16 protein-coding genes and 3 pseudogenes are annotated in these 19568 nt (G+C 40.6%); 16 read left to right on the top strand and 3 right to left on the bottom strand.

Going from position 1 to position 19568, the window contains the following annotated elements:
• Positions 1 to 220: 220 nt before the first annotated feature.
• Together N8A86_RS00830 and N8A86_RS00835 are read left to right on the top strand one after the other, a co-directional pair.
• Positions 221 to 1524 (top strand): annotated as a pseudogene (locus N8A86_RS00830) (DEAD/DEAH box helicase).
• Between the two features lie 301 nt (positions 1525 to 1825).
• A pseudogene (locus tag N8A86_RS00835) lies at positions 1826 to 2149 on the top strand (endonuclease domain-containing protein); the annotation flags it as partial.
• Positions 2150 to 2370: 221 nt separating this feature from the next.
• On the opposite strand, the gene N8A86_RS00840 reads toward N8A86_RS00835, so the two are convergent.
• The 3 genes from N8A86_RS00840 to N8A86_RS00850 all read right to left on the bottom strand — a co-directional run bounded on the left by N8A86_RS00840 (position 2371) and on the right by N8A86_RS00850 (position 6082).
• Complete coding sequence (locus tag N8A86_RS00840; RefSeq protein ID WP_273567342.1) at positions 2371 to 3165, bottom strand: hypothetical protein; 795 nt, start codon at positions 3163 to 3165, stop codon at positions 2371 to 2373.
• Positions 3166 to 3387: 222 nt separating this feature from the next.
• On the bottom strand, positions 3388 to 4119 hold the full coding sequence (locus tag N8A86_RS00845) for a response regulator (protein ID WP_273567343.1): 732 nt from the start codon (positions 4117 to 4119) through the stop codon (positions 3388 to 3390).
• A gap of 1 nt (position 4120) precedes the next feature.
• Positions 4121 to 6082, bottom strand: coding sequence for a sensor histidine kinase (locus tag N8A86_RS00850; RefSeq protein WP_273567344.1), 1962 nt, complete (start codon positions 6080 to 6082; stop codon positions 4121 to 4123).
• A gap of 226 nt (positions 6083 to 6308) precedes the next feature.
• Between N8A86_RS00850 and N8A86_RS00855 the strand changes: the two genes are divergently transcribed.
• The 14 genes and pseudogenes from N8A86_RS00855 (at position 6309) to N8A86_RS00920 (ending at position 19552) form a co-directional block, all read left to right on the top strand.
• Positions 6309 to 6836 (top strand): ester cyclase, encoded by a 528-nt coding sequence (locus N8A86_RS00855; RefSeq protein ID WP_273567345.1) that lies wholly within the window; start codon positions 6309 to 6311, stop codon positions 6834 to 6836.
• Positions 6837 to 6872: 36 nt separating this feature from the next.
• The gene (locus N8A86_RS00860; RefSeq protein WP_273567346.1) at positions 6873 to 7640 is read left to right on the top strand and encodes a hypothetical protein; all 768 of its coding nucleotides are present in this window, start codon (positions 6873 to 6875) and stop codon (positions 7638 to 7640) included.
• 61 nt (positions 7641 to 7701) lie between these two features.
• The gene (locus N8A86_RS00865; protein ID WP_273567347.1) at positions 7702 to 8598 is read left to right on the top strand and encodes a nuclear transport factor 2 family protein; all 897 of its coding nucleotides are present in this window, start codon (positions 7702 to 7704) and stop codon (positions 8596 to 8598) included.
• A gap of 153 nt (positions 8599 to 8751) precedes the next feature.
• A complete protein-coding gene (locus N8A86_RS00870; protein WP_273567348.1) occupies positions 8752 to 10020 on the top strand; it encodes a hypothetical protein in 1269 nt (422 codons plus the stop codon).
• A gap of 108 nt (positions 10021 to 10128) precedes the next feature.
• Complete coding sequence (locus N8A86_RS00875; RefSeq protein WP_273567349.1) at positions 10129 to 10398, top strand: hypothetical protein; 270 nt, start codon at positions 10129 to 10131, stop codon at positions 10396 to 10398.
• Positions 10399 to 10441: 43 nt separating this feature from the next.
• The gene (locus tag N8A86_RS00880; protein ID WP_273567350.1) at positions 10442 to 11320 is read left to right on the top strand and encodes an SDR family oxidoreductase; all 879 of its coding nucleotides are present in this window, start codon (positions 10442 to 10444) and stop codon (positions 11318 to 11320) included.
• A 27-nt stretch (positions 11321 to 11347) separates the two neighbouring features.
• Positions 11348 to 12109: a hypothetical protein gene (locus N8A86_RS00885; RefSeq protein ID WP_273567351.1), complete on the top strand. Its 762-nt coding sequence runs from the start codon at positions 11348 to 11350 to the stop codon at positions 12107 to 12109.
• Between the two features lie 177 nt (positions 12110 to 12286).
• Positions 12287 to 12838 carry a carboxymuconolactone decarboxylase family protein gene (locus N8A86_RS00890; protein ID WP_273567352.1) on the top strand — a complete coding sequence of 184 codons (552 nt, stop codon included), beginning with the start codon at positions 12287 to 12289 and terminating at the stop codon, positions 12836 to 12838.
• A 51-nt stretch (positions 12839 to 12889) separates the two neighbouring features.
• A pseudogene (locus N8A86_RS00895) lies at positions 12890 to 13051 on the top strand (DUF6090 family protein); the annotation flags it as partial.
• Between the two features lie 95 nt (positions 13052 to 13146).
• Positions 13147 to 13614, top strand: coding sequence for a RidA family protein (locus tag N8A86_RS00900; RefSeq protein ID WP_273567353.1), 468 nt, complete (start codon positions 13147 to 13149; stop codon positions 13612 to 13614).
• A gap of 68 nt (positions 13615 to 13682) precedes the next feature.
• On the top strand, positions 13683 to 14018 hold the full coding sequence (locus N8A86_RS00905) for a hypothetical protein (RefSeq protein WP_273567354.1): 336 nt from the start codon (positions 13683 to 13685) through the stop codon (positions 14016 to 14018).
• Between the two features lie 155 nt (positions 14019 to 14173).
• Positions 14174 to 16180 carry an adenylate/guanylate cyclase domain-containing protein gene (locus N8A86_RS00910; protein WP_273568995.1) on the top strand — a complete coding sequence of 669 codons (2007 nt, stop codon included), beginning with the start codon at positions 14174 to 14176 and terminating at the stop codon, positions 16178 to 16180.
• Between the two features lie 316 nt (positions 16181 to 16496).
• Entirely contained in the window at positions 16497 to 18185 is a 1689-nt protein-coding gene (locus tag N8A86_RS00915; protein WP_273567355.1) for an N-acyl-D-amino-acid deacylase family protein, read from the top strand.
• A gap of 8 nt (positions 18186 to 18193) precedes the next feature.
• Positions 18194 to 19552: a serine hydrolase domain-containing protein gene (locus tag N8A86_RS00920; RefSeq protein ID WP_273567356.1), complete on the top strand. Its 1359-nt coding sequence runs from the start codon at positions 18194 to 18196 to the stop codon at positions 19550 to 19552.
• Positions 19553 to 19568 lie beyond the last annotated feature (16 nt).

The following is a 19568-nucleotide window of genomic DNA, read 5'->3' on the forward strand; positions in this document are numbered from 1 at the left end:
ATTGAAGTTGACAAAAAGTAAGGTAATCACTCTAGAAAAGGCAAAGTAAATACGTAAGTATTGGCTTACAAAATTTTTGTTGTAAGATGCCGTAAACACATGTTCAAAGGCCTTGATATTGTGGTGATAGGTTTTTCAAAGACTATCTTTCAAACGAATGATTTGCCTATTAAAATCGTTATCCATTGTTTAACTGTATCTTTGCGGCTTATTTGAAATTATGACTTTTAAAGACCTCGGCATTGCCGAACCCATACTTCGTGCTGTTGAGGCCGAAGGTTACACCACTCCCACTCCCATTCAAGAACAAGCAATTCCTATCTTACTGAAAGGAAAAGACCTTTTGGGTGTAGCCCAGACCGGTACTGGAAAGACAGCGGCTTTTGGCATTCCAATCCTACATCATTTATATGAAGGCATCAGCCTTCGCGACAATAAAAGAAAAAAATCAAGGCTTTGGTAGTGACGCCTACGCGCGAACTTGCCATTCAAATAGGCGAAAGTTTTACCGCCTACGGAAAGTTTACCGGACTTCGAAATACGGTAATCTTCGGTGGGATAAAACAAGGAAAACAGGTAAGTGCACTGCGCAATGGAGTCGATATACTCATAGCCACCCCCGGCAGACTCTTGGATCTCATGAATCAAGGCTTTATCACTTTTAGAGACCTTGAAGTCGTGGTGCTCGATGAGGCGGATCAGATGTTGGATATGGGCTTTATACATGACATCAAAAAAATCATCGCCAAACTACCGCCAAAACGACAATCACTTTTCTTTTCGGCGACCATGCCCAAGGATATCGTCGAACTTTCCAGAAAGATGTTAGGCGATTTTGAAAGGGTCACGATAAAACCGGAGCAAGCGACCGCCGAGAAGGTAGAACAAGGTGTTTATTTTGTTTCTAAACAAAACAAGCCGAAATTGTTGGCCTATCTTTTAAAGGAACGGCCGAATGACTCCGTGCTCGTTTTTTCGCGCACAAAACACGGTGCGAATAAAATCGTGAAGAAACTGGCACAAGCGGGAATAAAGTCCGCTGCCATTCACGGCAATAAATCCCAGACCGCCCGCCAAAAGGCCCTGGGCGATTTCAAGGATGGGAAACTACGGGTATTGATCGCCACCGATATCGCCGCCCGTGGTATAGATGTCGAGGAACTTTCCTTGGTCGTCAACTATGATCTTCCGAACGTTTCTGAAACTTATGTACACCGAATCGGGCGAACAGGTCGGGCCAGTGCAAGCGGCATCGCCCTTTCATTTTGTGATAAAGAGGAAAGGCCCTATTTACAAGATATAGAAAAACTCATAAAGCAAGAAGTACCCAGAATGCCGGAGCATCAATTTGTCGATGACGATGACGACGAACCGGAAACGCCACAACAACCCCAAAAGCCGAGAAATCCGAATTCATCGAGAAATCGAAATAGAAATCGAAACCGTTCGGGAAATTCCAATTATAGGGGCGGAAACAATCAAAATCGGAATCGAGGCAGCAATAAGTCTCGTGGGAGAGATTGATATCTTATGCCGAAAAGCCGAAAAAGTCGTTCCCCGACCCTAAAGGGTGGACTTTTTCTGGATTTTGCAAATAACAACAATTTCGTCAAAATCATACTAAAACCCAAAAAGGTTCTCCCATGACTGGATGGAGCCGATTTCCACTCCCTTCAGGGTTGGGGAAAGGAAATCGGCGGTGTAAAAAGAATAAATTCCCTATTTTGTCCAATATAAAGAAATGGAATTCCTTGGAAAAAGATTGGTCGAAAATAACAGGAATGCACGATGGGGCTTCTCCAGAAATCTTTAAAACGCGGAAAAGCTAAGGTCTAGGATGACCAAATCTGAAAAAAAGTTATGGGAATACCTAAAGGGAAAACCATTAGGATTCAAATTTCGAAGACAACATCCCATAAACACCTATATTTTAGACTTCTATTGTCATAAAAAAAGACTTTCCATAGAACTGGATGGTGAATATCATGATAGTCTTGAACAAACTGAGAAAGACTTCGACCGAACAAAATACTTAAATGGAATTGGCGTACAGGAACTTCGATTCAAAAACTCCGAGGTACTTAAAAATATTGAAACAGTAATTAGTTCTATTGAGGAAGAGCTACGCAAGGGTTCTATTTATGCTTGAAACAGGTGTTCGTAGCTTTGTAAAAACCACCATCACGCCGTCAATTCCAACTATCGGCGCGGAAACAACCAAAATCGGAACAGAAACAGCAATAAATCAAGGGGTCGGGATCAATTTTTTAGTCAAAAACCACTATAAGTCTTACATACATAAAAACCCTATGGCATTTTAGCCATAGGGCCAATGTAAAATTATCTTTGAAACTGTTTTAGGCTTTTTTGCTAACGCGCCATTCTAACCAATTCAGCCATATAAACATATTTCATATCCCTAGCCGCCATACCTTCTTGCATCAACTTTGTTTTTGCTGGAGTTGACCCCTCCTCCCAATCAATATTTTGATTTAACGCCTGCTTATAACCATCGAACATGCTAACGGTCATGTGCGAGGCATAGGTATCACTTCCTATAGGGCTCATAAACCTGATCAATCCCCAACTGGTCTTCTCACCTGCATCGACTGCCTTTTGATGTAAGGTCTGAAAGACTTCTTTTTCCGCTTTTTCGTAGGTGCCGTAATTCATAAGGTCTACCTTCATCATATCCAATTGGGCAACAGTACCTAGAACCATTTCGGATGGTGATGAACCTGTGGTTGTGGCGATTTCTTCGGCATATATCCGAACTGCCAAATCTCGATTTTTAGATGAACCATTGAGTTTGTCCATCAGGTCGGCTTCATTCATATTTGGATAGGCAGCTTTGGCTCTATCCATAAGATTACTCCAGCTACTACCATCCATCATTTTGACAGGGTCTTTGTATAGCGAGACTGTCAGATACTGAAAATCTTGCATTTCGCCACCTGGCTTTAATGTCCATAAGTCCCAACCCATGATGTCTCCTGCTTTTACGCGTTGTTCTTGGATCTTTTGCCAAAACTCCTCGGTTTCTCCATAGGCAGCTTCCTGTTCATTATCCACTTTCATGAATTCGAAAACCAGATATAATTTTTCCTGTGCATTGGCCATTACACCGAACAGCATCAATACGGCAATCAGTACTACTTTTTTCATGTTCTATTATTTTATTGGTTAGTAGAATTCGTTTGGGCCATGAACATGGACATTTTGTTAATATCCCAAATTCGAATTCCTAATTATGGTTCCCCCGAACCATATACTAATGGTAGTGGATTTAATCCGTAAAAGAATTGAAAACAGGACGAACATGTGCTTTAAGTGTCCCAAGCGGTACTTTGAGCTATCGAGCAGTACTTTTCTAGGGGTTTGAGCTTATCAAATGGTATGTAGGCGATTCAACAACGGTTCTTTGTGCGATTTTCCAATGGGGATTACCTTTCTTCCTACCTCTAAATGACCGTCGGCTAAAACATCCAACTTTGACAAATTAATTATAAAAGATCTGTGCACTCGAATAAACATTGGCTTTGGAAGCTTTTCTTCCATCGTTTTAAGCGTACTCGTCAGCACGTGATTGGTATTATCGGTAACCAAAGTGCAATAGTTACGATCTGCCTCGATATATAGAATGTTTTCCAAAAGTAACTTTTCCATCCTACCGTTGTGGCGAACAAAGATTCTGTCGTCAAGTACTTCAATATGTCGAACATTTTTCAGGGTTTCTTTCTTTTCCCTTACCTGCTCGACCACCAAGGCAACGGTGCGCTGCAAATCCAATTTATTAAAGGGTTTTGATATAAAGGCATACGGATGGGTTTCTTTAGCCTTTGAAAAAGTTGCCTCATCGCTATTGGCCGTAAGATAGATTACCGGAATGTCATGTTTTTTGTGAATGGCCGAAACCGTTTCTATACCGTTCAGGGCTCCTTTTAGATTGATATCCATTAAAATCACATCCGGTCCATAGTTTACGGCATGCGCAATGGCTTCTTCCCCTCGTGATTCAATACCTGTTACCTCATATCCTAAGTTCAATAGCTGTAACGATATATTCGCGGCGATGATCATATCATCCTCAACGATCAATATTCTAGTTCTTCCCTCCATTTTAAGCGGCCTTGTTCAGTTGAAATTCAAAGAAAACGGAAGTTCCGTTATCTACCGTCAGTTTCATGCTACCATCCAATTGCTTGGTCAAAAGTTCAATGAGCTGTGTACCAAAACCAGTACCCTTTTGTGGATCGCTTTCTATTCTACCTATGCCGTTGTCGGCTACTTTAAGGTGAACTTCGGATCCTACCTCGCTAAGACTGATTTCAATCCGTCCTGAGCCATCCTTTGTAAAAGCATACTTTAAAGAATTTGAAATTAATTCATTGACAATCAATCCAATAGGAATCGCGATATCAACATTAAGTTCAATTTCTTTCATGTCACAAATAAGTATAATTTGCTCTCGAGCCCCAAAGGAATCGATGATGAAATCACCCAGATTTTTGAAATATTCCTTCATTTCGATGGCGGCCAAACTCTTACCCTGATATAGTTTTTGATGTATTATGCTCATACTCTGAACCCGCTGTTGGCTCTTTTGTATGGCCTCGATAGTATCTGGGTCATCAATTTGAGCAGATTGTAACGACAAAAGGCTTGACACAATTTCAAGATTGTTCTTTACACGGTGATGGATTTCTTTTAATAAAAACTCCTTTTCTTTGTTCTGCTTCTGCAAAAGTTGGTTGATCTTGAACTTGTTCTGCATGGCCTTAATAGCTAACACAAGCAATAGTAATAGTAAAACGGCTATGATCAAGAACAAGTTTTGTCGTGTTCGCTGTTTTATTATTTGGGTTTCCTGCAACTCGATCGTACTCTCTTTTTGCGCCACATCGAACTCCGTGCGAAGCCTTGAGATGCGTTGGTCGGCCTCAGCTGTAAAAACCGCACTTTTATACTTGTCATATTCGGCGAGGGCCTGATAAGCCTCCTGATATTGATAGTTTCCCGCATATGCCTTCCCCAGGGCCTCATAAGCCTGGCTCAGGAAAAAATTGTCCCCAAATTCGTCGGTGGCAATGGTAATGCATTTTTGAAGGCTTTCAATGGCACCAGAATATTTTCCCTGCAGGTTATACAGTTTTCCAATGGATAACCAACTGCGCATGGTCATAAAATTATTGTCCAGTAATTCGGCATATTTTAGTGCATCGGCACCGGCCTCCTCAGCTTTTTCGAATTCGTTTTGATATGCGTACAAGTCGAGCAAATAAATGTACGCGTCGCTTAAATTATTATAAAAGCCGTAGCGCTCACCAATAGCTACGGAGTGTTGGAAATAGTTTAGGGCCTTGTCGAATTCATTCAAAGACACATAGTTATTGCCGACGACGAACAAGGTGAAATCATAGTCCAAATCATTGATACCACGTTCCTCAAAGAGCGCCAGTGATTTAAGTCCATATTCCAATCCTGCTTCAAATTTGGACTGTTTCCAAAACAAATTGCTCAGATCGCTATAGGCCATGGCCATGGCCCTTTTGTCGTTCAATTTCTGGCCCAGAGAAAGGGTTTCAAGAGCAAAGTCCGCGGCACTACCCAATTTTCCACGCCGCTCGTGCACATAACCCAATTGCGTGATGAGATGGGCCAAATCGGTTTCACGAACTTTGGTCTTTGCGTTTTCAAGCACCCGCTCGGCCTCATCGAGTTTTTCCATTCGCAGCAATATGGCCCCTTGGGTTATCTGAAATCGACCTTGCCATAAGATGTTTTTTTTGGCCGAAGTCAATTGCAATCCAATTTCGGTGAAATCCATCGCTTTTGGCAAATTGCGGGTGTGCCAATAATATGCCAAATCATTTAGTATAGAGAATTTTAGGGAGTCGGGTCTTGCTTTCGGATAGGCTTGCTCCAAAGTATCCAAATAGGAAGTTCCAAAATTATCGGTATCCACAAAGACCTTTTTGTAAGGCTTTTCGCTTTCAAAATCGATAATCTGGGCAAGAGTAAGACCGCAATTCAAAAAAGAAAGGATGCAAAAACAGATGGCTTTATAAAAAAAGCTTTGCATGCAAGGGTCCGGTTGTCTACGGGGGGAACGGTTGAATGTTAAATATACAACAATTATGGCATATATCGTTCGATAAATAATAGTGTGCATTCGGACAAGGAAACCATACGTTCGTCCTAAATCGGTTCAAAAGGCTTTAGTAATTGACTTTATTTAAGTTGTCTTAGTATCAGTGCTATGAGCGTTCCCCCAGAATGAACAAGCAATCTTGCCTAAAATGGGAACCATGAAAATTATAGGCCTTACTTACCTTTTATTTCTTGCGTTAAACGTTTCCTGCAAAGGCGATGTTCAAAGTACTCCTAACATGAAGGAGCAAATCAGCCAAAATCAAATTTCCTCAAATCTAAATTGCTTTGTGGATCATGCATGGAATGGCCAAAACGTCGACTCCCTTAGGTCGATATCCACCGAAAATGTCATCAGAAACCAAAACGGAATCGAGGTGGCAAGCAACCAAAACGAGCTGGAGGCCAATATGAACATCTTTTTTACCGCTTTCCCAGACCTGCACCTACAATTGGAACACAGCGATATACAAAACGACGATGTTTACCTGCAATGGACTTCAACGGGCACTAATACCGGGATTTTCGGCGAATCGGCACCTACTGGGAAAAAAGTAAAGCTCCAAGGTATCTCGCATTTACATTTTAATGCCGAAGGAAAATTGGTGCAAGAAGATGTCTATTACAACGAGCTAGAACTGTTGCAGCAATTGGGCTATACCCTGAACCCACCAGTATTGGAATAACCAGTAAACATAAATAATAACAAAAACCGAGAAATTATGAAAACACTGAAAACAACACTTTTAATGGCATTTGCATTTTTACTAATACCAAGTTTGACCTATGCCCAAGACAGCAAAACCCAGTCGTTTTGGGTTCACGAAGATGTAGTAAAGCCTTCGATGGTCACCGCTTACGAAAAAGTCTGCAAAGACTTGACGTCCAATTTGAAAAAGCATAGTATTCAAGGGATAGGTATGATTGTTACCAATACTGTTGACCATCGCTACCTATGGGTCAGTCCAATAGCATCAATGGCCGATATCAATTATGACGCTTTTAATACCTTATCTGAAAAAATGGGTTCGGGAGCAATGAGTGCTTTATTCGATGAAATGGACAAAAGCTATAATATCGAACATGACTACGTCATTCATTTAGATGAAGAACTAAGTTATATGCCTGACGGCATGACACAAACGCCAGAAGGGCAAGACTACCGAAAGTTCCACTATTTCCATTATACCCCTGCCAATGAAGATATGGTGAGAGAAAAGGCGATGGCTATCAAAAAGCTTTTTGAGAGTAATGGCTCAAATGTTCATTATCGTTCGTACAAAAGTGGTTTTGGTGCACGTGGCGCCTTTTACATGGTGGCAATAGCGGCGAAAGATGCTGTAGACTATGCAACTAAAATTGCAGAGAACAATAAGCTTTTGGGAGAGGAATGGGCCAAAACCTTTGGAGACTTTCAAGCTAGTCTTTTGGAGTATGAAATAATCGAAGGTCAAATGCGACCTGATATGGCGTATTCGTCTTCAAACTAATATTTGGAAACCCTGATAATAATCGTCTGGATTTCATTCTAACCAACTTAAATCAAAAACAATGAAAAAAGTATTCATAATGGGGCTTGCAATAGTCCTTTTTACAGCTTGTAACCAAAAACAGCGGTACACGCAGAATTCGCCGGAAATTGACACTTTTAAGTCGGTCATCAAAAGTTATAACGACCAAGATTGGGAAGGTATGACTTCGCAATATGCCGATACCGCAAAAACATTCAACAATAGTTCGGATGTTGGCCTATCACTGGAGGAAATGGTTGCCTACCACAAAGAGAGTCTATCCAACCTTTCAAATCGAGGTTTTTTGGATAAGGACCAAGAATATGAAATGGTAATAACCGACAAAGGTGATACTTGGGTCAACTTTTGGGGCGATTGGGAAGGAACACTAAAGGCAAATGGCAAGAAAATCAAGATTCCCATCCATTTGACGGGGCAATTTAAAGACGGGAAAATTGTCCGCACCAGCGGTAATTGGGACAATGCCCCTATGGTTTTGGCCTTACAGGAAATTGAGGCCAATAACAACTTCCCCCCAGGAGATAATAGGGCCATCGTAAACGGCATGTACCAATCTTTTTCAACAGGTGATATTCCTGCGGTTCTTGCCTCGCTCGACCAAAAGGTCATATGGATGGAAGCCGAAGGAAATTCCTTAGCTGATGGCAACCCCTACAAAGGTCCGGATGCGGTGCTGAACGGTATATTCAACAAGATTGGGGAAAACTATGAATCTTTCACTCTTGAAAAAATCAAATTGCACGAAATGGTCAATGATGAAGTATTCGCCACGCTACGATACAACGGCAAACTAAAAGCAAACGGGGCTACAATCGATGCACAGGCAGCCCATCTATGGACACTCAGAAATGGTAAAGTAATCGGTTTTCAACAGTATGTTGATACAAAACAGCTCGCCGAGGCGGAAAGTAAATAATAGAGAACCAATTGGATCATTCGATTAATCGTCCAAAATAGATGAACAACTATACCTAGCAGGGCAATCTATCTGTATTTCGGGGGAACTATGGGTGGATCCTGTTAGGTTTCCTAAAACCCTTAATAGGTATAAAAAACAAGTACAACCAAAATGAACACAAAAGAATTCGTCGAAGATTTGAACAGTCGCTTTTTTAACGGAGAATTATCGCTACAGTTTAAAGAAAAACTATCGCACCTACCAGTTGATAGACCCGATGTCTTTGTCTTTGTGGAAAGAATGTTCGGATTTATGCATAGTTCGGGTATGCCGGCCAAAGACGTTTCCGTGGTCCATGGAGAAATTCTCGGATCACTTCTTGCGCGTATCCTGCCAGGTGCATGGGAAGGTAGGGTGCCTCCCATAACCGTTCAGGGCCGACATGCGATAATCGATCGATATATTAAAACCAACCCATGGATTACCCCAGGCAATAAATCCATGTTGGATATTGGTTGCGGATTTCCCCCTTACACCACTATCGAAACAGCGAACTATTTTCCCGAATGGAGCATTACAGGCGTTGATCCGTCATTGCCCGTTTACCTTATCTATGATGCGGAGGAGAACTATGCCACACTAGACGAAAACAAATCCACCGTATACTTCCAGCCGGCAATACCTTCAATCGAAAACTGGAATGCCCTTTTAAACGATTCGGCGGCTACGAAAAACCGTTTTGAGAATTTATTGGAGGAGTTACTTGTGAAACCGACCAACAAAGGCTATCCCAGATTGGAGATCGATCCAATCAAGAAATATGAGACCGATAGACTATCATTTAAAAAAGGTGGAATCGGGCAAATGGATATCGGATCGAAGGATGTCATTCGCTGTTTTAACGTGCTGTTTTACTTTAAAGATGACTTCTATGAGAACGCGTTAGAATGGTTTGCCGAAAGCACGAATGAGGGGGCACTTGTCTTGATCGGGGCTAATTGGGCAGAGTCAACGGAATGCTATTACAATGTATATCAAAAAAGCGACGACCACCTTGAAACCAAAGAGTTTGCCTTTAGCTTGGATAGCATTTGCCCAATAGGCATTGTTACTTGGTACGCGAATCATGGCGATGACCGCCATAAGGCCGAACTGATCAAGTACATAGGTATGCTACGAAAGGACCATTCATTTATGGATGCTTTTTATGGTTTTCATGATGCGCAAAGAAATAAATACGGAATATGCCCTCGAGACGACCAAGGGTATTATGGAGTTATCGACCCATCAATACAGCCACAAGACCTATGGGTTTTTACTCGTAAAATGCTCGATGAACTGAATGATGCGGGCCTTAATCAAAAAGCCGTCGATGTGCTCAACAATACGGGATTAAAAGCTAGGGTAAATGAGGTCGGTCATATTGCCATTGCGCCATAAGCAATATGCAAATACCAAGCAACTTTATGGTGCAATGAGTTACTATAGAATATAAAAGGGGCAGCCGAAAACCGTATAGAGTAGGCATATTAAATAAATACACTAAAAATGACAAAAACAATAGTAACACGACACAAGGTTGGGGATTTTGACACTTGGATCAAAGGCCACCAAGACAGACTTGATGTATTTGGCCCGGCAATATCGGATCTTAAAACCTTTCAGGACGCGGACGATCCCAATTCGGTGGTTCTAGTGATGGAGGTTACCGATATGGATAAGTTTAAAACAATCTTAAATGACCCAGCAACTGAGCCTTTAAAAGCCAAGCATAAGGTATTGGAACCAATCACGGTATCTATGCCGGTAGAAGTTTGAGCTTTTGAAATCTAAAAACAAGCAATCCTAAATACAATTCATTATGAAAACAGTACTCATCACAGGAACAAGCAAAGGCATTGGTCTTGAAACCGCATTGGCATTTGGGCGCGCAGACTATAAAGTGTTCGCGACGATGCGAAATCCGGAAAACGCAACGGCCTTTAAGCAGAAAATCAAGGATGAATCTTTGGATATTATTATTTCCAAAATGGATGTGGATTCCGATGCATCGGTTCACCAATGTATCGATGCCATACTCCATGAACATAGTTCGATAGATGTACTCGTAAACAATGCAGGCATTGAACGGCATGGATCCGTCGAGGAATTGAAAATGGAAGATTTCAAGGCCACTATGGAGACCAATTATTTTGGGGTCGTTCGCTGTATCCATAGCGTGCTGCCCGAAATGCGTAAAAATCAAAAGGGATGTATCATCAATGTGGCCTCCGTGGCCGGACATATTTCCAGTAGTCCATTAGGGGCCTATTCTGCCAGCAAATTTGCGCTGGAGGCCGTGAGCGAAGCTCTCGCTCAAGAGGTAAAACCATTTAATATTAGAGTGGCCATCGTGGAACCTGGCATTATCAATACGCAAATGGCCAACGATATTGCAGTGGATGACAAGTCCATTTATCCACATTCAAAACGCTTTGCGGGTTTGTTTTCGGCATCCCTTCAAACCCCGACATCGCCAACATTAGTTGCAGATAAGATTTTGGAAATAGCCGAAAGCATGAGTTGGAAATTGAGGCATCCTGTTGGCCCTGATGCACAACCCTTTTTGGATTGGCGAAAATCTATGAACGATGAGAAATGGGTGGATTGGAACGCCGCCAACGATGATGATTGGTACGAGGTGGTGGAAAATACATTTGGCTTGAATGCCAGACAAGATGAACAGATTATCAAACTTTAGAATAATAACCCTTTAAACATAGAACCGATGAAAAAATTAATGTGTACCCTATTGCTACTGCCAATTTTGGCTATGGCACAAACCAACGATGCTTTGGTTATTGAAAATGTAATGCTAACGGTAAACCCGGAAAAAATTATGGAATTCGAGGCGGGCATTGCCGCTCATAACAAAAAATTCCATGCCGAAGGACCCTATGGTGCCAGAGTATATGGTATCGAAAACGGTAAAAATGCTGGTAAATATATGTTGATCATGGGGCCCTTGCCATGGAGCGCTATGGATGCTAGACCCTCCAGTCAAGAACATACCGATGACAACAATAAAAACATCAATAAATTTTTGATGCCCGATGTTGAAGTCAACTATATGCGAATGCATCCTGAACTATCCAATTTTTCGAAAGATTTTGAAATCAACAAAGTTTCGGTAATGATGGTCGACGTTAAGCGAAATAAGCAAATGGAATTTATGGACAAGGTCGTAAGCAAAGTAGTCAAGGTCTATAAAGAGAAAATGCCCGACCAGATCTACGGCATTTATACGAACGAAATGAGCAATATGGATGGAATGGATTTCGGTTGGGTCGATTTCTTTGAAAATTCATCTTGGCTGGGAAGAGAGGACAAATTTGTCCAAAATTACGAAGCTGTACATGGGGCGGGAAGCTTTGCAAAATTTTTGGCCGATGTCGATGCCATGACCGATGGTGACCGAACCGAAATATGGACGCTCAGAAAAGACCTTAGTGGCCCAAATGCCAAGGTTATAGCTGCAACTCGTCAGTAGTTGAATTTGAATTAGCGATATCCCTAAACTGACCGATGCTTGTAGAACCCGGGGAAACTCGGGTTTTACCTTTGACTTGGTTAAGGGAATGATTTACAATTTTTACATGTACAAAAACAACTAAAATTGAAAAAAATACATCAAATTATTTAATTATTAATCTAAAATTCAAACGTTATGCCATTTTTCCCATCACTTGATGCTGAGGACAAAGTACCTCATGCCTTTGCAAAATTTAATATCGGAATTGATAGACCAATGATTGATTTACATCAAATCTTAATGAGGGGGGATGAATCTCCTTTTTCCATCGCTCAAAGAGAATTATTAGCAGCTTTTGTATCAGGCACAAATGCATGTAAATATTGTACAGGGGCACATACTGCTACCGCTATGGAGTTTGGGGTTGAGGAGGCCCTTATTTCGAATCTTATCGACGATGTTGACACTGCAGATGTGGATGAAAACATGAAGCCCATATTCAAATATCTTAAAAAACTGACTCTTACCCCTACTAAAATGGTGCAATCCGATACCGACGATGTTTTCAATGCGGGTTGGTCGGAAAGGGCATTGTACGATGCTATAATTATCAGCTGCACGTGGAGCTTTATGAATCGTTTTGTTGAAGGCCTTGGTCTAAGTGTCATACCAGAGCAATTTGGTATGGAAGGAAAAATGCTACACGCCGGCTATGATACGATTTATGAGCATTTTGAACTGAAATAAGAGTCACTGACAAGACATAATCAACTTTTATAATGACCAACCAATTTGATAATGATAAAATTCTTTCGGAAAATTCGCCAAAAACTACTAGCTGAAAACAAGTTCAGCAAATACCTCCTTTATGCAATTGGAGAAATTGTACTTGTGGTTGTTGGTATTCTTATAGCATTACAAGTAAACAACTGGAATACAAAAAGAGTAGAACAAAAAGAAGAAATATACCACTGTTCCCTTCATGACTATGTTCTAAGCTACATCACGCTTAAAGAAACATATTGAATTAACAAAAAATCAACAATATGTACCCTATGAAAATTCCAACGCTCGTTTTAATAGTGCTACTATGTCTGGCTTTTTGCATGATGTCCGAAAAGAAACCAAAGCGTAATGCAACTTATTTAGAAACGGAAGAATTCTCCAGATTAAACCTTCCGTTTTCACAGGCTGTAATCTATGGAAATATCATTTATGTGTCAGGTCAACTTGCAGAGGATGGGCTTACAGAAGAAGCTACACTCGTTGAAGGCGGGATTGGGCCAGAAACGCGACAAACAATGCTTTATATCAAGAAAATTTTGGAAGCGAACGGGTCGTCAATTGAAAATATCATCAAATGCACTTGTATGCTGGCAGCTATTGAAGAATGGGCAGAAATGAATGTAGAATACATTAAGTTCTTTCCTGAAAACAAACCGGCCAGAAGTGCATTCGCGACAAATGGATTATTGTTTAACGCCCGGGTGGAAATTGAATGTATGGCCTATCTGAATGATTAGCGATGGCGTATGAAACAACATATCAGAAAAATGAACTAGATTATATGAACACGTAATAAATCGATATTATGAAAACAAGCAAAAAAGATTGGTCAAAAACAGAACTTCAAATTTATATTTTGTTGCTCTGTGCAAATGCGGATTCAAATGAAACTGGAAAAGAACTAAAATTAATAAAATCAAAAACCAATCTAAAAACCTTCGTTAAAATATACAAGGAGTTTAGTGACGATTCGGAGGATGAAAGTCTGGAAAAAATCGAACAAAATGTACGTTTGCACTTTTTTACCAATATGGAACTTATGGAGTTTCGTAAAGAAGTAAATGCGGTTTTCTTTACGGACAAAAAGTTCACTATGATGGAACGCTACCTAGATCGAATTTTGGACAACATAATTTATTAAAGACATCTCGCTAGAAGTTACCCCAAAAATTCAAATTAATAGATGATAAATTTCTTTAATATTACTAACCAAAATTAAATAAACAAACCACTACTGTTTAAAGCAAATAAATAGCCAGAATCGATAAAGATGAACAAAAAAAATGGGATTTGAACGTGACTGATCTAAAAGCATTATGCTGTGGAATACTTTTTATAGCCGTTCCGCTTTTCGTTTATGGGCAGGAGGAAAATAAAGTAGTAAGCCCATCGGAACAAGTACAAATTCTTCAAACCACATTGGACTCACTTTACATCATTTGGGAAGATGTAAAGGAGCCAGATTCTACCCGCGCTATGGCCCTGTTTGATTACATTTATGAAGGCCCTTTTTATAGTGAGCCGGATAGTGCCCTGGTACTCGCTGATCAATTGTATGCCTTCACAAAAGGGAATAACTATGACAAGGGAACTGTAAATGCACTTAATCTGAAAGGATACATTTCTTTTAGAACTGGAAATTATACCAAGGCATTAGCCTCATATAGGGAAGGACTTTCCATTTCTGAGAAAATCAACTACAAATTAGGCACAGCGGATATTTTATTGAGAACAGGATTTATATATCATGATAATGAAGATGTGATAAATGCCTTAAAATATTATCAGAGGAGTCTAAAGATTTATCAAGAAATAGACGATTTAGATGGCGTAGGGTCTATTTATAATGAGTTTGGGAGTATTTATAATGTTAAAGGCGATTTTGAGAAAGCACTAGACTACTATTTAAAGAGTATTGCCATAAACGAGGGGCTTAATGATGAAATGGCGAATTCAGCACAGTATATTAATATTGGGAGCCTTTATCTGAATAATAACGACTATGAAAAAGCACTGGAGTACTTTCAAAAAGGATTGGCTATTGAAAAAAAGAAAAACGATAAATTGGGTATGGCTTCAGCCCTCTCTGGTATTGGAAATGTTTATCTAGAGCAACAAAATTATACCGAGGCATTAGACTACTTGGAAAGCAGTCTAGAAATTAGTGAAAGCGTAAACGACGTTCAAGGGAGTGCCTCCATCTTATTAAGTATAGGAGATCTATATCTAGATCAAGGCAATAATGAAAAAGCCATAGAATATTGTAAAAAAGGCCTGGCTCTGGCAAAGACAGTTGGGGACTTGGGAGGTCAAGAATATTCATGCGAATGTCTTTACGAGGGTTACAGGGCAATTGGGAATATAAATGAGGCATTGGTTTATCATGAAGAAATGATTCTCATAGCAGATAGTATACAAACGGAAGAAACAGCCATAAAACTGCAGCAGATAGAATTTTCAAAACAAGTATTGAAAGACAGTTTGGTACAAGTAGAGAAAGATATGGAGGTGCAAATGAAGCATCAAGCAGAGGTTCAAAAAAAGGATAAGAACCGAAATCTCGCCATCGGTATCGGTGTTATCTGTTTTTTATTGGCTATTGGCTTTTTTACAAGATGGAGATATGTGAGAAAATCCCGCGCAATCATCGAAAAAGAAAAAAACCGTTCGGAAAATTTATTGTTGAACATCTTGCCAGCGGAAATCGCGGAAGAACTCAAAGAGAAAGGAGAGGCATCTGCTCGTGATTTTGAATTGGTTTCTATTTTATTTACTGATTTTAAAGGCTTTACAGAGAAATCGGCAGAACAATCCGCGGCAGACCTAATTGGAGAAATCAACCATTGTTTTAAGGCTTTCGACCACATCTGTGAAAAGTATGGAATAGAAAAAATAAAAACTATAGGAGATGCATATATGGCAGCTGGTGGGCTGCCAGTTCCTTCTGAAAATTCCGTTCTTAATACCATTTTGGCAGCTCTAGAAATGCAGTCCTACATCACAAGGAGAATTAAAGAAAAAGAGTCTTCTGATGGGTTTACATTTGAAATGCGGTTAGGTGTACATACAGGACCTGTTGTTGCAGGAATAGTAGGAGTTAAGAAATTTCAATATGATATTTGGGGAGACACCGTAAATACTGCTTCTAGAATGGAGAGTAGTGGTGCGGTAGGTAAGGTAAATATCTCTCAGGACACTTATGAGCTGATCAAGGAGAATCCCGCATTTAGATTTAGCCATAGGGGCAAGATAAACGCAAAGGGAAAAGGAGAAATAGATATGTGGTTTGTAGAAAAAATCTAGGTTTTTTCTTGCTACTTCTAATTGTCTCAAAATCAATAAAGAACTTGATTAACTATGATAAAATTCTTCTGAAAGATCCGCCAACAACTTCTATCTAAAAACAAGTACAGTAAATACCTCATCTATGCTATTGGTGAGATTGTGCTTTTGTTAGTTGGAATTTTGAATGTACCATGTTTAATAACATCAACGAATCTTTCCTATCCTTAAAGGGGGATAAAGCAGTGGTTCACACGATGGAAAAATTGTATATTGTTCAATGCTCAAAAAATTGAGGAAAATCAACTAACGAAAAGACTAAAACCAAAAAAATAGAATGAAAAAACTATCATCCCTCATTATATACCTGTTGCTATTAGCCGGGTGTACCTCATCGGAAACCTTTGACATCCTTATTAAAAACGGACAAATCCTCGATGGCTTAGGCCAACCCGCATATGTAGGTGGTATCGGTATAAATGCCGACACCATTGCGGCCATCGGACAGCTGGAAAACGCAAAAGGATTACAAGAAATCGATGCCACCGGTTTGGCAGTAGCCCCGGGCTTTATCAATATGTTGAGCTGGGCCACTGAATCTTTGATAGAAGACGGAAAATCACAAAGTGACATTCGTCAAGGGGTTACGCTAGAGGTTTTTGGAGAAGGATGGTCGATGGGCCCATTGACCGAGCAATCAAAAGAGGCAATGCAGCGCATATCCGATGGCGGTATTGAATATGATATTACTTGGGAAACCTTGGGCGAATATCTTGAATTTTTAGAAACCAAAGGCATCGCTCCGAATGTGGCCTCATTTGTTGGTGCAACTACACTGCGGATCAATACGGTTGGTTTTGAGGACCGCGCCCCTACTCCCGCAGAAATGGACACCATGAAAACCATGGTCAGAAAAGCCATGGAAGAAGGGGCTGTGGGTATTGGCTCATCATTGATCTATGCTCCCGCCTTTTATTCCAGTACCGAAGAACTTATTGAACTCTGCAAAGTCGCTTCGGAATATGACGGCATGTATATTTCGCATATGCGTAGTGAGGGCAATCGATTTTTGGAAAGTTTGGATGAACTGATCCGGATCGCCGATGAGGCCGATATCAGAGCGGAAGTCTATCATTTAAAGCAAGGTGGAAAAGACAATTGGAACAAATTGGAACCCGCCATTGCCAAAATAGATTCTGCACGTTCCGCAGGCCTCCATATTACCACGAACATGTATAACTATACCGCGGGGGCAACAGGTTTAGATGCCTCCATGCCGCCTTGGGTACAAGAAGGTGGTTATGATAAGTGGGCCGAACGTTTGCAAGATCCGTCAATCCGAAAAAAATTAATGACCGAAATGACGACACCCACGAATGCATGGGAAAGCTTGATGATGGGTGTCGAATCCTATGATGATATGCTTTTGATTGGCTTTAAAAACGATAGCCTAAAGTATTTAACTGGGAAGTCGCTGGCGGAAGTAGCCGCTATGCGTAAAACATCTCCTGTGGAAACGGCTATGGACTTGGTAATACAAGATGGCAGTCGCGTGGGTACCGTTTATTTTTTGATGTCCGAAGAGAATGTAAAAAAACAGCTAACCCTTCCCTATATGAGCTTTGGCTCCGATGCGGAATCTTCCGCTCCTGAAGGCGTTTTTCTTGAATCGAGTACACATCCACGGGCTTATGGAAATGTTGCCCGGTTATTGGGCAAATATGTAAGGGAAGAAAAAGTAATCCCCTTGGAAGAAGCCATCTACAAATTGACGACACTACCTGCCACAAATCTCAAAATCAAGAAACGTGGTGCTTTAAAAGAAGGTTATTTTGCCGATTTGGCCATCTTTGACCCGAACACGATTCAAGACCATGCAACTTTCGAAAAACCGATGCAATATGCGACCGGTATGCAACATGTCTTTGTAAACGGCCAGCAAGTATTAAAAGATGGGGAACATACAGGAACGACTCCAGGTCGAGTCGTACGCGGACCTGGATGGAAAAAAAATAACAACCAATAGAAAATCATATGAAACGATTACCCATTGTGCTTATCGCCATACTTCTTATGGCATTGAGTTGTAGAAATGAAAAAGCCTATGTTGAACCCAAGCAGTCCAGTCTGGATGTATATGTAGACTCGCTCTTTAAGTCCAGTCTTGATAGTGCCAAAATAGCGGGCGGGGCAATTCTCGTGCATCAAAAAGGCAAGACACTCCTAAAAAAATCCTATGGTTTGGCCAGCTTGGAATTAGAGGTACCCATGCCCAAGAACGCCCAATTCGAAATCGGCTCGGTAACCAAACAATTTACGGCAGTTGCCATTCTTAAACTGGTGGAAGACGGTAAGCTTTCTCTGGAAGATGACTTTACCAAATATTTGGAGTTCGACACCAAAGGAAGAAAAATTACGATAGACCAATTGCTCAACCATACCTCAGGAATTGCCAGTTATACTGAAATCGAGGAATTTGGCAGTCTTATTCCTCAAGAATTACCACGCGACTCGCTAGTCCGAATTCTCGAAACCAAAGACTTTCTCTTTGAACCCGGGGAGGCTCTTATTTACAATAATTCCGCTTACTTTTTTTTGGGACTCATTATTGAAAAACTTTCCGGTAAAACCTATGAGGACTATCTCAAAGAAGTCATCTTTGAGCCTCTGGGTATGGAGAACACCTATTACTGTTCCACGAGCAAGGTCGTGAAAAACAAGGCGTACGGATACGATTATTCCCCTGAGGGATTACAACAAAAACAATTTCTGAGCCATAACTGGCCTTATGCTGCAGGATCCTTATGCAGTACCACCGAAGATCTATTGATTTGGATGACCGCTTTACATGGAGGTAAAATACTAACCGAAGCGCAGTACCAACAATTGATCACCCCCAAAACTTTGAACGATGGTAGTCCATTGCGATATGCTATGGGCCTTGCAAATTTTTCCAATTATGGGAATCAAGAAATCAGTCATGGGGGCGGTATTCCCGGATTCTTATCAGAAACCAAATATTTTCCGGAACATGACCTGTACATTATCGGTTTGACGAATACCGCTGGTCCACATGGAGGTAGCTTTTTCGTGGATAATGTGATGTGGAAACTTTTGGACAAACAGGATCATGAATCCATAGCCTTGGATTTCGATCCTAAGGAAATAGAAGGAACATATTTAGGTCAGACCCGAGGGAGACTGCAAAATGTTGAAGTAAAATCCATTACCGATGCCATAACGATTGAGTTTAACAAAGATGGAAAAATCGATACGCTCAAAACGTATATCGGAAATCATACCTGGATGGATCGGAATACTACGGTTAAAATGAAAGATGGCATTTCCCATACAGATCAAATTTATGGGCACTTTATACTAAAAAAGCAATAACATATCTCATTGAACT

Source organism: Maribacter halichondriae, assembly GCF_027474825.1.
Classification (GTDB): Bacteria; Bacteroidota; Bacteroidia; order Flavobacteriales; family Flavobacteriaceae; genus Meishania; species Meishania halichondriae.

Excerpts from the sequence above, each read along its gene's own strand:
- N8A86_RS00840 (WP_273567342.1), bottom strand. The coding sequence starts at position 3,165 with ATGAAAAAAGTAGTACTGATTGCCGTATTGATGCTGTTCGGTGTAATG.
- N8A86_RS00845 (WP_273567343.1), bottom strand. The coding sequence starts at position 4,119 with ATGGAGGGAAGAACTAGAATATTGATCGTTGAGGATGATATGATCATC.
- N8A86_RS00850 (WP_273567344.1), bottom strand. The coding sequence starts at position 6,082 with ATGCAAAGCTTTTTTTATAAAGCCATCTGTTTTTGCATCCTTTCTTTT.
- N8A86_RS00855 (WP_273567345.1), top strand. The coding sequence starts at position 6,309 with ATGAAAATTATAGGCCTTACTTACCTTTTATTTCTTGCGTTAAACGTT.
- N8A86_RS00860 (WP_273567346.1), top strand. The coding sequence starts at position 6,873 with ATGAAAACACTGAAAACAACACTTTTAATGGCATTTGCATTTTTACTA.
- N8A86_RS00865 (WP_273567347.1), top strand. The coding sequence starts at position 7,702 with ATGAAAAAAGTATTCATAATGGGGCTTGCAATAGTCCTTTTTACAGCT.
- N8A86_RS00870 (WP_273567348.1), top strand. The coding sequence starts at position 8,752 with ATGAACACAAAAGAATTCGTCGAAGATTTGAACAGTCGCTTTTTTAAC.
- N8A86_RS00875 (WP_273567349.1), top strand. The coding sequence starts at position 10,129 with ATGACAAAAACAATAGTAACACGACACAAGGTTGGGGATTTTGACACT.
- N8A86_RS00880 (WP_273567350.1), top strand. The coding sequence starts at position 10,442 with ATGAAAACAGTACTCATCACAGGAACAAGCAAAGGCATTGGTCTTGAA.
- N8A86_RS00885 (WP_273567351.1), top strand. The coding sequence starts at position 11,348 with ATGAAAAAATTAATGTGTACCCTATTGCTACTGCCAATTTTGGCTATG.
- N8A86_RS00890 (WP_273567352.1), top strand. The coding sequence starts at position 12,287 with ATGCCATTTTTCCCATCACTTGATGCTGAGGACAAAGTACCTCATGCC.
- N8A86_RS00900 (WP_273567353.1), top strand. The coding sequence starts at position 13,147 with ATGAAAATTCCAACGCTCGTTTTAATAGTGCTACTATGTCTGGCTTTT.
- N8A86_RS00905 (WP_273567354.1), top strand. The coding sequence starts at position 13,683 with ATGAAAACAAGCAAAAAAGATTGGTCAAAAACAGAACTTCAAATTTAT.
- N8A86_RS00915 (WP_273567355.1), top strand. The coding sequence starts at position 16,497 with ATGAAAAAACTATCATCCCTCATTATATACCTGTTGCTATTAGCCGGG.
- N8A86_RS00920 (WP_273567356.1), top strand. The coding sequence starts at position 18,194 with ATGAAACGATTACCCATTGTGCTTATCGCCATACTTCTTATGGCATTG.